This window comes from Frankia sp. CpI1-P, from assembly GCF_001421075.1.
GTDB classification, from domain to species: Bacteria; Actinomycetota; Actinomycetes; order Frankiales; family Frankiaceae; genus Frankia; species Frankia torreyi.
On the sequence record NZ_LJJX01000047.1, the window covers coordinates 13352 to 27791 of the forward strand.

Consider the following 14440-nt stretch of genomic DNA (forward strand, 5'->3'; position numbering starts at 1 on the left):
CCGATCCCGCGGGCGGCGCCGATCCCGCGGGCGGCGCCGATCCTGCGAAGCCTCGGGTGGTCGCGCCGGTTCACCCTGCTGACCGTCCGGGCGGGCGATCGGCGCCGGTGGGCGCGCGCTGGGCAGGGGCGGTGGTTGGGACGGTCGAGGCACCCTGCGGACCGGGGACGGCGGTGGCTGCGCCGCCACCGCGCTGCCGTCGGCGGCCGGCTCCCGGCGTCGGGTCGGGTAGTCGGGGGCGGTCCGCGGCCGGTTCTGGCCCGCCAGCGCGGCCCTGACCTGCGTGACCAGCTCCACCCGGGCGGCGCCAGCCGCCAGCCCGAACAGGTCGATGAAGACGACGGACCCCAGCGGGTCGGGAGGCCGGCAGTCGGCGACCCGGATCGGAATGAGCTTCCGGTCGGTGCCCGCGAGATCGGCTCCCCACGCGGCCCGCCAGTCCGTGCCGCCCTGACCCGAACGCAGGTAGGCGCTGGAAACAATGGCTATCGTCCGGGCGGAGCCGACGATACCGTTCTCGAAGAACGCCTGCCGGTTCATGCCTGGGACGAGATACCAGTCCTCCAGGAGCACCCGGTAGCCGGCCTCCTCCAAGTGCCAACCGACCCAGATGGCCCACTCCCTGTCCACCGGGGCACGGGAGATGAAGAAATCCCACCGGGGGCCGGTGACCTCATCCGCGTTCTCCGCGGCATCGAGCATGAACCGATCATCGCACGGAGCCGCCGCCGGTCGGAAAGCCCTCGACGTCGCCACCGACCACGCGCACCTTGCAGGGCAGCCCCGAGCACCGCACCCGCCGAGGGCAGGNCGACCTACTCCGGGATGCAGGCTCGCGGCGGTAGAGGCGCCCCCCTCCCTGTCAGACTCGTGTGAGACACCCCAGCGGGCTTCCCGGTCCTTCGCGTCCGGCGTGCCGATCACCGTCACCGGCTCACGCAGACGCTTCCACTTCAGGCCGGTCGTGATCNCCTCAACCCCGCGGATTGCGCCGGTCGTGTCGGAGTTGCCGTGAACGTAGAGGGCCTATGGGCGACCAATGGTCGCTTCAATCACGGGATAGTAGATCTGGTCGCACAACTTGCGGAAAGTTGCATACGTTGCGCAACCACGCTACGTGTGCACGGATCGGGCCGCCATGGCAGGGCGGGCCAGGAGACGGCCGGCGCGGCCCTGCCAGCTCGACACCCAGACGTCGAGGATTTGCTAAACTTTTCGCTGTGGACGAGTGGGAGGTCCGCGTCACCGACGAGTTTCTGGCCTGGGTCGACGGGCTCGATCCGAGATCGAAGGCGCTCGTGGTCGACGCGATAGACCGGCTGGCCGACGCCGGGCCAGGCCTGGGGCGGCCACTGGTCGACCGCCTGGTCGGCTCGGAGATCCACAACCTCAAGGAACTCAGGCCAGGTTCCGCGGGTTCCTCGGAGATCCGCGTCCTGTTCGTCTTCGATCCCTGGCGCTGCGCGATTCTGCTGGTGGGGGGCGACAAGTCGGGCGACTGGTCCGGCTGGTACCGCACAGCGATCCCACGGGCGGAGACGCTGTACGTCGAGTACGTGAAGGAACGGGAAGCCGAGGAAGGCAGCTCATGACCAGATTTCCCCGGTGGAACGACGTCCGCGCCGGCCTGGTCGCCGACGCCGGCGGCGAGGAGGCCCTGGCCGAGGCCCACAGGCGCAACCAGGCCTACATCGACGGCCACCGGCTCGCCGATCGCCGCAGACTCCTCGGCCTGACGCAGACCGATGTCGCCGAACACATGGGCGTCAGCAAGAGTCGGGTCTCCCAGATCGAACGCGGCGAAGTCTCCACCGTGGACGTCATCGCCCGCTACGTCCGAGCCCTCGGCGGCCAGCTCCAGATCACCGCCGTCTTCGGCGACGACCTGTACATCCTGCGCGGCACCGACACGCCTGCCGCGTGACGAGGCAGTTCCCGCCGCTGGGTGCTCGATCTCCGCGAGATCGACCTTGGTGGCCGTCGAGGTACCGAGGGGCGGAACGGCAGTCGAGGTACCGAGGGGCGGAACGCGCGAGACGGGCGCCCCCGGCCCGGCAGGCCCGCGTCCCTGGGCCGAGGCCCGCCCGCGACACTCGCACCGACTCGCCCGCGGTCCCGCGATGCTCGCCCAGCGGCCAGCGCACAGAGCATCCGCCCCCACTGCCGCGTCGACAGCGCCGGGTCAACCACCTCCTGGATCACCGTCCTCACGCGTCGCCCACCACGGCGTCGACGTGCGCCTGCAGGTGCGTGAAGAAATCGACGATCGCGCCGGCAACACCGCCGCGCGATCATCTCGACACGGTCCTGGCGGCGCTCAATCTCTCCGCGATGCCCTGGGCACAGGGCGATCATGAGGCAGCCTGCGGCCTGGCCGCCGCCCACATAGCCTGGCGTTCCAAGCGGATGACCTGCGCGACACACTGGGCGCGCAGTACTCGCCGCCGAGGCATCCGGGCACTCCCGTTCGTCGGCCTGATCGAGATCGCCGGCCAGTTCCGGCCCGCCCAGATACTTTCGCGACCGTCGCCCCGAGCTCCCAGCAGGCCTCTCGGTCGGCGGCTGACAGGTCACCAGGGACGGTAAACGGGTCGCGCAGACGTTTCCATTTCAGACCCGTCGTGATGGTCTCGACTCNGCGGACCGCGCCGGTCGTATCGCTGTTGCCGTGGACGTACAGCGCATACGGCCGGCCAACGGTCGCGTCGAGACACGGATAGTAGATCTGGTCGCAGAACTTGCAGAAAGTCGCGTCCGTCGCGCGATCACACTACGTGGTTCTCGGAACGCTGTGGTCCGCGGCCTCAAGAACCGCGGGGCGTCCTGACGCCACACTTCCCGGCCGGCCTCCGGCAGGCAGGACGAGAGAAATCCGCCCGTACCTGCTACCGCGTGACGATGACCGTCGCGCGGTGTCCGGCAGCGTTCTTGAGCTTGGTGTCGCCTGTGAGCAGATTGCAGCCGAGTGCTTCGGCGAGCGCGATGTAGGCGGCGTCGTAAGCACCGAGGTTGTGCCGCAGCTCCCACATCCGGGGGTGGTAGGGCCAGACCGGATGACGGNTAATCCGCAGGCGCGCGTAGTCAGCCAACATCTGCTCGCCACGATGAGCAGTGATCTTCTTTCCGGCGGCAAGCCGACGGACTGTTGACGCGACCTCGACGTCGAGATGGTGCGGGGCGTGCAGTGTCCGCGGGGCGGACAGGCGCTGCCGGAGCACCTCGTCGCCATCGCGGACCGACAGCACATCGATGACGAGCGAGCAGTCGACCACGTACGTGAGGGTCAACGCCGCCCCTCGTCGCGCGCCGCGAGGATGTCGTCCATGGTGAGCCCCACAGGTTCCCTGTCGCGGACCATGCGGGCGATGACCTCGGCGTTGGTCTCCGTGGCCGCATCGGCATCCATCAGGTCCCGCAGGTACCCGGACAGCGACTGACCGAGCGATCTGGCCCGCTCGCGGAGGACCGCNAGCGTCGTCGGATCGACATCGCGCACCTGGATGATGCCCCCGTCGGCAGACTCGCTCATCTGTCCACGCTACCATGATTCATGCATCACGCATGAATCCTTGCGTCAACCTNGCCAGGAGCGTTCGTGGGCACCTCACGACACCTCCGCCGCTCGCGCGCTGTCCCGCCGGAACATCGCCGTGAGCCGGCCACCAGCAACGCGGCAACGGTGGCGCCGAGCTCCCAGCAGGCCTCGCGTGTCGCAGTATCCATCTCGCCGACGATCGACAGCGGCTCTCGCAGTCGCTTCCACTTCAGGCTGGTGGCGATGGTCTCGACCCCCGGATCGCGCCCGGTCGTGTCGCTGCCACCGTGCACATACAGCGCGTACAGCCGTCCTACCGAGGCTTCGAGCACGGGACAGTAGATCTGGTCGAAGGACCTGCGGAGAGTCGCGTGCGTCGGGCGATCACACCGAGTGTCGACCAGGCTTTCTGTCGTGGTGATGCCGGGATGCGCACGCAGCCGGGCCTCCGGACACCCAGTGAGCGCTACGGACCGTAGTGGACGAAGGATGCCCAGGCGGACGGTCGGTCGGGATCTCGGGCGCGGGCGGCGAGGGTGGCGTCGTACAGCGCCTGCGCCGAGGCGGCGGCAGGGCCTAGGGCCGAATCCGCCTCGGCGTCTCGCAACTGGCGGTACACCGAGCGGGCGACCCGCAGCGCCGCGAGATCCCACACCGTCCACAGGGTGGCGATCNCATGGCGGTAGCCCGCGGCTTGGAAGGCCGAGGCGAGATGGATCGACTCGTCGAGCAGCCGGACGCTGGGCTCGGCGGTGCCACATGCCGACAGGTACGCCAGGCCACTGACGTCAACCCGTCGCCGGACGATGTCGGCCACCGTCAGCGGNTGATGTTGGTGGTCGTAGACGAGGAGCGCGCTGTTTGACGGNTCGTCGATGTCCGTCACTCCGTGACACGCCAGATGGATCCAGGGCCGGGCGACCATCGCGGCCAGAACACGTTCCNGNGACGCCTGCGGACCGGTCAGGGTCTGAACGCGGCCGGGAAATGCCTCGGCGATCATGGACGCTTCCCGAGTCGCGTTGGGCAGGGGCTTGCGTTCCGGTGTTTTCGGTAGGGCTACCGCGGTGATCTCGGGCGCCCACGACCCGGAAGCCGCCGAGCCGACCGCCCCATTTGGCGGCCGGCGGGAATCCAGCAGTGCGCGGATGGTCGGCGTGTAGCTGGAGACGACTCGGTCCAGCACGGTCCGGGGCTGCCCGCCAACGGCGTCCGTCGCCGGGTCGGCGATCTGGTGACCGGCGGCGTGCAGCGGCAGGAACGCCAGCACCCCGGTCGGGCACCACCACAGACGTCGTACGCCGCCGTACTGGTCCCAGACCCGGCGCTGGTCCAGCAACGAGAGAACCGGTTCCGCGATGCTGTCCCACAGCCACCGCAGCACCGCGTTGATCCGCTCCTCCGCCGCGGTGCGCAGATTGAGATCCACGGTGGAATCAGTGGCCGTCGCGACGGCAGCCGTCAGCGCCAGCACCTGGTCGCCGGCGGTGGCCGCGGACAGGTGCGCCAGCCTCACCTGGTGGACGCCCGCTCGGGTCAGTACGAGCGCGTCGCAGCGGATGCGGTGCGGGTTGATGATGACGACCGGGCCGGCCCCGGCAGCGTCACGCATCTGGCTGAGGTCCGGCGGGAGCAGGAAGCGGGCGTAGCCGGGCAGCTGACGGGCCTCAGCCAGCAGGGCTTCGAACTGAGCGGCAAGGTCACGTCGATGTTGCTGAAGCTGAGCGTCGTCCACATGGAGCCGGCGGGGCGCGCCGGCCTCACGCGCCAGGTCGTCGGTGGGCGCGTCGAGCGCACGGCGTACNGCCTCGATCCGCCCGGCCAGGTCCGGATTGGTCTGNGCGAGCTGCCCTACGTCCGTTCGCAGTTCGCCGATCCGCCCGAGCAGAACGCCCCGGGCCTGATCCAGCAGCTCCACGGCCCGCTCGGGCATGCCGTCGGCCAGGGCGCAGGCCGCGACCAGGGATCCCAGTCCCTGTACCGACGTGAGCCGCCGTTGCTGGTCCGGCCGAGTCAGCCCACGTCCCACTGTGCGCGACAGCATCTCGATCGCCAGTTCACCGGCCTGCGTGGCCGTCGACCAGTCGGACATCTCAGCCGCGCCGATCGCCCAGGCGCGAGCGGCACCCGCTCGGGCCGTCGGGGTCGCCGTGTCCAGCCGGGCCGCGGTGGCGTAGGCCGTCTGCGCCGCCGCCTGATCGGCCTGTTCGCCGGTCCTCACGAACCGGGCGTATCGCGCCCGCCCCAGGTTGGACAGGTACACCGCCAGGTCGGGATGGCCGGGTGGAGTCAGCTCCACCGCGCGTTCGACGAGGGCGAGGGATTCGTCCAGATCAGCCATCGCCCCTGTACGTTCGAACAGCTGGAGCAGCAGGCCCGCCTCGTTGGACAGGCGTCCGAGGTAGGACGGGCTGGCCGGCGACGTGACCTGCACGGCCTCGCCGACCAGTTCTCGCGCCTCCCGGAGAACGGCCGCCTCCGCCCGCGCCTCGGCGCGCAGCCCGGTGCGCCCCGAATAGGGGACGCTGTCTGCTGGCTGGTCGGTCGCGCCGCCGAGTGAGGCGGTCAACGCCAGGCTGAGTTTGGTCAGATAGGAAGCGCGATCGACGTGGTGGGCCGGGATGGCTGTGAGTGCGGCCCGCGCCGACGCGACGGCGGCGTCGGCGTCGGCGCGACGAGCGCCGATGAGGTAGCGGGCGCGCAGGGCTCCGGAGAGATTCGCCAGCCGACCCGCCCGCCGGGTGTCGCTGGCGGCCGTGGCATCCACCGAGGCCTCCAGCACCTCCACCGCCGCGTCGAGATCAACCGCCGCCCCGGTCAGCTCGAACCGGGTGTGCAGGACCCCTCCGTGGTTGGACAGATGCCGGGCCCGGTCCGCACGCCAAGTCGGGCTCTCGTCGACGGCGGCTCCCAACTGGCGCGCGGCCTCATCGAGGTCCGCCGTCCGGCCGGTCAGCTCGTATCGGGTCGCCAGCGCCAGGCCAAGGGCGGAACTCGCCTCCGAACGCAGCGGGCGCCCCGGGACGAGCAGGTCGCGGGCCTCACTGGCCCACCGCACCGCGTCGTTGACGTCGGTCAGTGCGGCACGGCGTTCCGCGCGGGCCCGTGCCACCACCGACAGGTTGACCAGCCGGGACGCACGGAGCTCGCCGGGCCGCGGAGTGGCGTCGACGNCATCGCGCGCGTAGCCAACCATCTCGTCCGACAGCCCGGAATCGCCAGAGGTCTCGACCTGGAGCCGGATCGCNCTGACCAGAGCCGACACAAGACGGGGATATGCCAGGTCACCGCGAGAGGTCATCATCACGGCCTCACGGGCGCATTCCGCGCCCCGCTCCAGATCCGACTCCTGGCCGCCATACTCGTACCGGGCCTGGAGGGACGCGCTCAGGTTGGCCAGGGCACTCGCGGTGGAGGCNCCAGCCCGGGTCACCCGCAGGAGATCTACCGCCGTCTGGCTGGCGCACACCGCCCGCTCCACATCCTCTGGATGCCCTTGGCGGTCAAAGCGCAGCCGCAGCGCGACGCCGAGACCGTTGTGCAGCAGCCCCAGGTGCGGATGCCCCGGCGGCAGGGCGTCTATCGCCTCCGCCACCAGCGCGGTAGCTTCGTCGAAGCCATCCGCCGAGTCGGTAGCCTCCGCCTGTGTTTGCAGCGCGTTTGACAGCGCAAGCAGAGCTCCTGACCTGGCCGGATGCCCTTTCGGGGCAGCGGCGAGAGCTCCCCGCGCGGCTTCGATGCCGAAGGTGAGGTCGGTGGGGTCGCCGGTCGCCTCGAAGCGCAGTATCAGGCAGCCGGCGAGACACGCCAGCAGCGCCACGGGATTGCGACTCGCGGAGGGCAGCGTGGCCGCCCGCGCGGCCAGGTTCAGCGCCCGTTCGAGATGGGCCAACTCGCCGGTGCGTTCATACAGGTCGGACAACATCGAAGCCACGTTCGACAGCCGCCCGGCGGCGTTGCCGTCGTCCTCGGTCAACGCCGCGGTCAGGGCGACGCACTCCTCGCCGGCCTCGACGGCCGCGAGGAGATCGTCGAGGTTTCCGGTGGCACCGTGGCGCTGCTGCCGCGCGGTACTGAGGTTGGACAGTACCGCCGCGCGCTGCGGGTGCCCGGCCGCCGCCAGTGATGCGCCGCGTTGACCGATGGTGATCGCCTCGTTGAGGCTGGTCCGGCTGCCCGTCCTCTCCCAGTGCTGTCGCAGCGCGCTGCACATGTTCGACAGCCGGCCCGGCAGTCTGGGGTCGACCGGTTCGGTGACGTCGAGAATCCGCCGGCCCTCCGTGATCGCCGCCACGAGGTCGTCGAGATCGTGACGCAGCTCGTAGCGGGTNGTGAGTGCGGCGGCGAGGTTGCTCGCGTGGATGGCGAGGTGCGGGTCATCCGCGGTGGTCACCGCCAGCGCACGCCGGCCGAACGCCACCGACTCGTCCAGATCCGCCTCGCCACCCCAACGGTTGTGACGCTGATGGAGTGCCCCCGCCAGGTTCGAAAGCCGTCCGGCCAGGTCAGGACTCGACTCGGACGTCATCTCGACCGCGTCGCGTAACAGCCGAACCGCGTGATTCACCTGCTCGGAGTCCGCCATCGCGGCAGGTTCCTGCAGGATCGCCACGGCGGCACGGGTCCACTGCGTCACGTCGGCCTCATCCCCGGAACTCTCCGGCTGTGGACCTGGACCGCGCGCTCTTCGGCCGTGTGCCCGCCACACGCCGACCGCGGCTGGGTCCTCCTTGCGGCGCGCGGTCCCGACTACGGACGTCCACCAGCGCCNAAACACGGCTAATCCGGCCTATTTGCCGAGTTTGTGAATGGTGTCGGTCAGCCGTTCACGAACGACGCCCNTTGCCTTCGTCCCCGAATCCTTACCCGCGTCGTTGCCACGGCCGGAGTCGAGCCGAAGGTCTTCCAGCACCCGCGTCAACTCCTTGACCGCGCCCGAGTCCTCGGCGTCCACAGCCAACTGAAGCGACTGGAGAGTGCGAGAGACACGACTCCAGATGCCCGGAGTTGTCTCCCAGTCCAGGGCACTGTGCAGGACGTCCAGAGCCTCCTCCCGAATCTGCTCGTCGATCATGCCNCCACCGAAATGCACCCGCTGTCCCTCGCCATGCGCACGATTATGCTGGTATCTCGGGAGTCCTGATCAGGGGCATCCGGATCGGAGGCAGTCCAGATCGTGCGGAGGGACATGTCCCAGCACAGTGCCGAGACGTTGACCGCTCACGAGTTCGTCGCGCATCTGTACGCGCCCACGTCAAGCCCGCGGGCTGTCGAACTTTACACGTACCTGCGCGGTCTCTGGTCACGCTGCCAGGTCGAACTCGGCATGNCCAGCCCCATTCCGGCCTTGGGGGTCCCACCGGATCCGCCGGCGCACAGCGAGCCGGATGAGACCGCGGTCTTCACCCCCNTCGCCGCCGCACGCCGCGAGGGCGACGGGGTGCATCAGGTTCTGCTACGGCGGGTGCATGACGTGCTGTGCCTGTCGGTGTCCCTGGCGCCGCGCCACGGCAGCGATCTGACCTGGGCACGGCTGCGCAGCGACTGGGCGAGCATCAGCGAGCCGCTCCCCGACGGGCTGCTGGGCACGGCCGAACTCTACCTCGCACTGTTCCCGGCGTCAGGACTGGAACGGACCGAAGCAGGAGCCGATCTCAGTGCGGCCTGCCGCGCGCTGCTGCCAGCCCCGGCAGCCGCCGATTTCGATGGACGGGGTGTGTCGACGGCGGGCGGCTTCATCGCCTGGGACGCGGACACCGGTCCGGACGACCGCCTCACCCGGCGCATCGTGGCCCTGGCCCCGGCCGACCACGCCGCCGAGCTCAGTTCCTGGGCCTGGAGCCGGGGCGGGCCCGCCGAGGGCATGGTGATCACACCGCTCGCGCGGTACCTGATGCAGGCGGCGAAGCTCCGCTACCACCTGCGCGTCTGGGCGGCGGGGGCGCCGGTGNGGGCGGCCCGCCGAGACACCGAGTCCGCGCTCGCCACGGTCACCGCCCTGCTCGATGAAAGCTCACTGTTGGCCGCCAGACCCGTTCCCTTCAACTCCGCGGCACACTCTGGAGCTCTGCTCGACTCGAACCAGACCGCGCTTGACCGCGCCGTGGCGTTGCTGCGGGCCGAGATCGTGCACCTGGCCGGCACCGCCACGGCACTGCGCCAGATGCGACGGTCCGTGGAGGCCAGTGCCGCGAACATGGCCGCCTTGGCCGACCAGATCCCGGCGAGCGCCCGCGATCGGGCCGATGCGGACCACCATCACCTTTATGCCGACGACGACGCCCTGGCCACCTGGTTCGCTCGCCAACTTGACGATGATCTCTTCTCGGTCGAAACCACCGTTGACCGGGCCCGCGCGGCGATCGGCGACATCGTCCCGACATCAGTGCCGCCCACGCCGCCAGCCCCACCGGAACATCCGAAGTGGACATATTCGCCGACGGTTCCACCTATTCCCGCCAGCGAGGCATGGCCGGTATCCACGGACATCGACCTCACCGCCCCAGACCGCGCGGCCTTACTGGATACCGTGGCCAGCCTCTTCCCAACCGAAAATCACGCGGGCCACCTGCTCCACCAGGTGGGTTTACCCAGAGAAAGACGAGTCGGCTTGGAATCCGTGGCGCCAATAGTCGGGTGGAGTCAAATTTTCGCCGAGTTCGACAACNGAGTCATTTTCAACCCATACCGGCGCCTGCTCGCCGCCGCACTCGCCCTCTACCCTTACAACCCGACCTTACGGAACCTCGCTCGCGCCAACGGCCNGAAAATCGCACTTGAAGAGTCCCAGAAAGCCTCGACCACTCCTGACTACGACCCCGTTCGGAACGTAAGGCGCCTAACCTGATCTTGATCGCGCGTGCCGGCAATGACCTGCTCGCGATTTTCGCGGCGCGATGGAATGATCGCGCCGGGACGGGTTTGTCACAGGCGGACAATGGGAGATCTCGCCGCTATCCTCCGGACAGGTCGGACGCGGAGTGGGCATACGCGGCGCTCTTTCTGCCGCCGGCCCCGAAGGAGGGCCGATCAGCCATAGACCGCGTACGGCTTCCCGGGCCAACAATTGTTTGTCACCTTAACGGATACAGGGTCACGCAGGCGTTCCACTTCAGGCCGGTCGTGATGGTCCCGACGCCACGGACAGGCTGATGTCGCTTCCGCCGTGGACGTACAAGGCATACCGGCGGCCGACGGTGGCTTCGAGGACCGGGCAGTAGATCTGGTCGCGGAACTTGCGAAAAGTCGCATGCGTCATACGGTCACGCCACGTGTCGCACGAGGTTCGCCGGCACGGGCCGCGTGGCAATCGTCCAGGTCGGGCGCGACTACCCACGGGCCCCGGCTACGCCCCCGCGGCAGACACGTACACCGCTATCTGCCGGACGAATTCGTCAAGGTCGTCGAGGGCATCCAGTCGAGCAACGACGATCTCATCGTTGACCGCGATGTAGTCGTGGACGAGGACGTTTCGGAAACCGACGGACTTGCGGAGCGTCAGTGCGAGCGTTGCGGCCAGCGCTCCATGGTCGCCGAGCAGACGGATCGCGTCACCGTTGTCCGCCGGCGGTCCCCAGCCCTGCGCCGCGCAGATGTGCTGCGCGACGTCGACACAGGCCTCGATCGCTGTCACAAAGGTGTACTTCACCCCGCGCAGCCAGATCGGGTCCGCACGGCGCTCGTCGTCGGCGCCCGACTCGCGGCGGAGCACAGACAGATCGTCGGTGACCGCGCGCAGGAGGCGTAGCACCCGGACTTCGTCGACCACCGGCTACGCGTTCCGGTCCAGAACAGCCGCGGCGAACTCGCGGTGCGCCCGAGTGATCCGCGGAAGTTCGTCGAAGTAAATCTTTCTGGTCATCGCCTCCCAGCGCACCCGCGCGGCCCGGTCGTCCTCGAAGAGCAGCCGCCCGCCGGCCGCGACCCTGCCGGCGAGCTCGAGCGGCGCGCTGTCAAGGACGAGGAGGTCGACGCCGGGCGGCAGGAGTATGTCGAAGGCGCTCGGAGGCCGCGGGCCGCCGAAGAAGGCGGCGATATCGATGTCCGAGTCCGCCCGCTGGCACCCGACGGCACGGCTGCCGTGCAGATAGGCGAANTGCGCGCCCGCCTGCCGCAGCACGGCGACAGCGTCGCGCGTCGCGATGGTAGCGAGCGTCTCGTCCATGCCCCGATCATCCCAGACGCAACGGCCGCGCGGCACTCGGCTTCCGCCCGCGTCGCCGGCCCGCACAGAGGTCTCGGGCCAGCGGACTACGTGTGCACGAGATCAGGCCGCCATGGCAGGGCGGCCCCAGCAGCCGGCCGGCTCGGCATCCATGTGTCGAGGACTTGCTAAACCTCTCGCCGTGAACGGGTGGTGAGGTCCGCGAGCTATGGCATCAGGCTCGCAGCCATGGTCCCGCCGAGTTCTCGGCAGGACTCGCGGGCGGCGGGGTCGAGCTCGCCGATGATCGACAGTGGGTCGCGCAGGCGCTTCCACTTCAGGCCGGTGGTGATCGTCTCGACGCCGCGGACCGCGCCGGTCGTGTCGGAGTTGCCGTGTACGTAGAGCGCGTACGGATGGCCGATGGTCGCGTNGAGGCACGGGTAGTAGATCTGGTCGAAGAAGTGCTTGAGCGCGCCGCTCATGTAACCGATGTTCGCTGGGGTGCCGAGCAGGTACCCGTCGGCGGCGAGCACCTCCATCACCGTCGCGCTCAGCGCCGGCCTGACGACGACGTCGACGCCCTCGATCGCGTCGTCCCGGGCCCCGGAGAGCACAGCCTCCAGCATGGCCTGCATCGTCGGCGACGGGGTGTGGTGCACGACCAGCAACGTCGTCATGCACGCCATCCTCCCGGGTGCCGTCGGAACGGCGGCGGCCGGCCGCACCGGGCGGGGGCCCTCGGCCACCGGCCGCCCGGTCGTCCAGTTCCCGTCGAACGCCGCACCTGATCCCGACACGTCGATGATTCCCGACACTTCCGACCGGCTCGCCGGGAGGCCGCCCGGGCGGCGCCTGAAGCGCGGTCAGCCGACGACGGCGACGGCGCGCACGGGGAAGGTGCCCATGCCGCGGACGGGCGCGGGCAGCACGGTGAGGCGGACCGGCTCGCCGTCGGGCAGCTCGTCCAGGGCGGTGAGGTGCTCGACGATCGGGATGCCGGCGCCGAGCAGACCCTGATGGGCGGGACGGGCCAGGTCATCGACGTCGTCGATGTTCAGCGAGTCGATGCCGACCAACAGCGCCCCGGCGGCGAGGAGGGCCTCGACGGCCGCCCGGGTCAGATGCGGNGCCGGGCCGAAGTACGCCTCGCTCCCCCAGTGCCGGGCATGGCCCGTGTGGACGAGCACAGCCCGCCCGGCGAGCTCGGCGGCGACCGGCAACCGCTCGGCGCCGACGGCCCGTGCCCCGCCCGCGCGGACCACCACGGCCGGCACGTCGACCAGCCGCGCCAGGTCGAGCGCCGCGACGTCCGGACCGTCGGCGTGGAAGTGGAACGGGGCGTCGAGGTAGGTCCCGGTGTTCGCGACGAGGTCGATGGCGGCGATGTGGAACGACACCCCGGGCGCGAGCCGCTCCCCCGAGGCGGCCCGGCTGGTCCACGTGGAGATCCGCGGACCGGGCAGGCCCGGATAGGTCACCATGCCGTCGACGATGGGATGGGACAGGTCGACGATGCGGCGGTCCCCGACGGGCATGGCGCGCTCCTTGCGTCCACGGCACGGTTGCGGTGCCGCCACGCTACCGGGACCATGCTCGGCGCAGCCGGCGAACCGTCCCTGCCCGGCGCGGGCGGCGGTGGGGTCGCGGGAGCGACCCGGTCCGCCCGCCCGCGCCGGGGGGTGCCCAGCGGTCAGCCGTCGGTGCCGGTCACCGGCGCGGGCGGCGGGCCGGCGGGCGACGAGCGCCCGCGCGGGACGAGCGTCGGCCGGGGGCATGGCGGCCGACGCGCGAGGGGTGACCGCTGGGCCGGAACCCGCCTCGGGACGGCGCCCGGCGGCGTGGACTCTGCCGGAAGCCGTGGAGGCGGAGCGGACGGCGACGGATGCCGCGGCCATCCCGCCGGAGCCGACGGATGGCGCGGCGCTGGCGCGGCCGGCGGAGTCCGTGGCAGCGGGAGCTGCGGGGGCGTCGCCGGCCGAGAGGACGGGGGCACGGTCCTCGGCGCGGGGGTTCTTTCGGGTTCGGCGGCCGGGTCCTCCCGCCCGGCGTCGCCGGGGGCATCGTCGGGGGCGTCGTCGGCCGTCGGGGCGGGCACGCCCTCGTCCGGGGTGGGGGTGCTCGGCTCGCTCGCCACCGCGTCGTCCCCGGATGCGGCGGCGCCAGCCGGCACCGCGGATGCCCTCCGGGTTCCGGCGGTCGCGAGGTCCTCCGCGGCGACCACAGCCGCCGCCGGCCCCGCCGAGACGGTGGCGGGCGGAACGGTGGCGGGCGGAACGGTGGCGGCCGGCGGCTCGGCCGGACGGGGTCGCGGAATGGCCGTGAACGTGGGCGTGGGAGTGGGCGTGAACGTGGGAGTGGGCGTGCAGGTGGGAGTGGCAGTAGGTGCGGCGGCGGGCTCGTCGGTGTCGGGGTGGTCGGCACCGGCGTCCTTGCGGGTCCGCTCGGGCAGCGGTCCCCAGGCGTCGACGTCGACGGTCGACGTCGCCCACTGCTCGTATGGATCTCGGTCGGGTGGGAACGTCTCGGGGTCGGGCGTGTGGCGGGTCAGACCCACCGCCGCCGCGAGCACGAGTACTAGTCCCCCCAGAATCAGCACCGGCGTCAGCATCGCCGTCCTTCCCCCCCGAACAGGTCACCGCGGGCCCGCCCCCCTGCCTGGAAATCAAGGGCGGGAAGGCCCGATCAGTCCCGCATTCCTGTCATGCGCGGGCAAGTGACAACGTACGGGTGACCAGCCCGGACGGGGCCCATATCGATGA

Annotated in this window: 12 protein-coding genes and 13 pseudogenes; 8 read left to right on the forward strand and 17 right to left on the reverse strand. The window is 70.5% G+C overall.

Annotated elements, in window-relative coordinates; genetic code table 11:
• Positions 1 to 702 (reverse strand): toll/interleukin-1 receptor domain-containing protein (locus FF86_RS34335; protein WP_157866980.1); only part of this gene is annotated, 702 nt, incomplete at its 3' end.
• Positions 703 to 1220: 518 nt separating this feature from the next.
• Between FF86_RS34335 and FF86_RS24265 the strand changes: the two genes are divergently transcribed.
• Together FF86_RS24265 and FF86_RS24270 are read left to right on the forward strand one after the other, a co-directional pair.
• Entirely contained in the window at positions 1221 to 1592 is a 372-nt protein-coding gene (locus FF86_RS24265; RefSeq protein WP_044887373.1) for a type II toxin-antitoxin system RelE/ParE family toxin, read from the forward strand.
• Positions 1589 to 1924, forward strand: a complete 336-nt coding sequence (locus FF86_RS24270; protein ID WP_044887374.1) for a helix-turn-helix domain-containing protein — start codon at positions 1589 to 1591, stop codon at positions 1922 to 1924. Before FF86_RS24265 ends, FF86_RS24270 begins: the two co-directional genes overlap by 4 nt.
• A 961-nt stretch (positions 1925 to 2885) precedes the next feature.
• On the opposite strand, the gene FF86_RS56785 is transcribed toward FF86_RS24270, so the two are convergent.
• The 7 genes and pseudogenes from FF86_RS56785 to FF86_RS68085 form a co-directional block, all read right to left on the reverse strand.
• Positions 2886 to 3060, reverse strand: a 175-nt coding sequence (locus FF86_RS56785; RefSeq protein ID WP_242419447.1) for a type II toxin-antitoxin system VapC family toxin, incomplete at its 5' end; no start/stop codon positions are given.
• 1 nt (position 3061) lies between these two features.
• A pseudogene (locus FF86_RS56790) lies at positions 3062 to 3272 on the reverse strand (VapC toxin family PIN domain ribonuclease); the annotation flags it as partial.
• An 11-nt stretch (positions 3273 to 3283) separates the two neighbouring features.
• On the reverse strand, positions 3284 to 3469 hold a 186-nt coding region (locus FF86_RS24280; protein ID WP_242419438.1), incomplete at its 5' end, for a hypothetical protein.
• A gap of 532 nt (positions 3470 to 4001) precedes the next feature.
• Positions 4002 to 4209, reverse strand: a 208-nt coding sequence (locus FF86_RS68070; protein ID WP_396230050.1) for a CHAT domain-containing protein, incomplete at its 5' end; no start/stop codon positions are given.
• A 1-nt stretch (position 4210) separates the two neighbouring features.
• Positions 4211 to 4361 (reverse strand): annotated as a pseudogene (locus FF86_RS68075) (hypothetical protein); the annotation flags it as partial.
• Positions 4362 to 4404: 43 nt separating this feature from the next.
• Positions 4405 to 4460, reverse strand: a pseudogene (locus FF86_RS68080) (hypothetical protein); the annotation flags it as partial.
• 22 nt (positions 4461 to 4482) lie between these two features.
• Positions 4483 to 5147: pseudogene (locus FF86_RS68085) on the reverse strand (CHAT domain-containing protein); the annotation flags it as partial.
• On the opposite strand from FF86_RS68085, the gene FF86_RS36360 reads away from it, so the two are divergent.
• Positions 5055 to 5339, forward strand: a 285-nt coding sequence (locus FF86_RS36360) for a hypothetical protein (protein ID WP_206779014.1), incomplete at its 3' end; no start/stop codon positions are given. The pseudogene FF86_RS68085 and the gene FF86_RS36360 overlap by 93 nt on opposite strands.
• A 2985-nt stretch (positions 5340 to 8324) precedes the next feature.
• Here FF86_RS36360 and FF86_RS68090 read toward each other — a convergent pair.
• Both FF86_RS68090 and FF86_RS68095 read right to left on the reverse strand, forming a co-directional pair.
• On the reverse strand, positions 8325 to 8376 hold a 52-nt coding region (locus FF86_RS68090; protein ID WP_396230054.1), incomplete at its 5' end, for a hypothetical protein.
• Position 8377: 1 nt separating this feature from the next.
• Positions 8378 to 8609, reverse strand: a pseudogene (locus FF86_RS68095) (CATRA system-associated protein); the annotation flags it as partial.
• Positions 8610 to 8723: 114 nt separating this feature from the next.
• Between FF86_RS68095 and FF86_RS68100 the strand changes: the two are divergent.
• From FF86_RS68100 to FF86_RS68120, 5 genes and pseudogenes are all read left to right on the forward strand, one after another.
• Positions 8724 to 8864 (forward strand): CATRA conflict system CASPASE/TPR repeat-associated protein (locus tag FF86_RS68100; protein ID WP_396230055.1); only part of this gene is annotated, 141 nt, incomplete at its 3' end.
• Position 8865: 1 nt separating this feature from the next.
• Positions 8866 to 8945, forward strand: a pseudogene (locus FF86_RS68105) (hypothetical protein); the annotation flags it as partial.
• A gap of 1 nt (position 8946) precedes the next feature.
• Positions 8947 to 9485 (forward strand): annotated as a pseudogene (locus tag FF86_RS68110) (CATRA conflict system CASPASE/TPR repeat-associated protein); the annotation flags it as partial.
• Between the two features lies 1 nt (position 9486).
• A pseudogene (locus tag FF86_RS68115) lies at positions 9487 to 10202 on the forward strand (CATRA conflict system CASPASE/TPR repeat-associated protein); the annotation flags it as partial.
• A gap of 1 nt (position 10203) precedes the next feature.
• Positions 10204 to 10299: pseudogene (locus tag FF86_RS68120) on the forward strand (hypothetical protein); the annotation flags it as partial.
• Positions 10300 to 10880: 581 nt separating this feature from the next.
• Here the strand turns inward: FF86_RS68120 and FF86_RS24300 are convergent.
• The 7 genes and pseudogenes from FF86_RS24300 to FF86_RS24320 form a co-directional block, all read right to left on the reverse strand.
• On the reverse strand, positions 10881 to 11303 hold the full coding sequence (locus tag FF86_RS24300; protein ID WP_044887378.1) for a type VII toxin-antitoxin system HepT family RNase toxin: 423 nt from the start codon (positions 11301 to 11303) through the stop codon (positions 10881 to 10883).
• Between the two features lie 3 nt (positions 11304 to 11306).
• A partial coding sequence (locus tag FF86_RS24305; protein WP_242419439.1) for a nucleotidyltransferase domain-containing protein occupies positions 11307 to 11630 on the reverse strand: 324 nt, incomplete at its 5' end.
• Positions 11631 to 11905: 275 nt separating this feature from the next.
• Positions 11906 to 12111, reverse strand: a pseudogene (locus tag FF86_RS56795) (flavodoxin); the annotation flags it as partial.
• A gap of 1 nt (position 12112) precedes the next feature.
• Positions 12113 to 12367, reverse strand: a pseudogene (locus tag FF86_RS56800) (flavodoxin family protein); the annotation flags it as partial.
• A gap of 177 nt (positions 12368 to 12544) precedes the next feature.
• Positions 12545 to 12808, reverse strand: a pseudogene (locus tag FF86_RS56805) (cyclase family protein); the annotation flags it as partial.
• A 1-nt stretch (position 12809) separates the two neighbouring features.
• A pseudogene (locus tag FF86_RS64355) lies at positions 12810 to 13456 on the reverse strand (cyclase family protein); the annotation flags it as partial.
• Positions 13372 to 14289, reverse strand: coding sequence for a hypothetical protein (locus FF86_RS24320; RefSeq protein ID WP_044887380.1), 918 nt, complete (start codon positions 14287 to 14289; stop codon positions 13372 to 13374). The gene FF86_RS24320 and the pseudogene FF86_RS64355, both read right to left, overlap by 85 nt.
• Positions 14290 to 14440 lie beyond the last annotated feature (151 nt).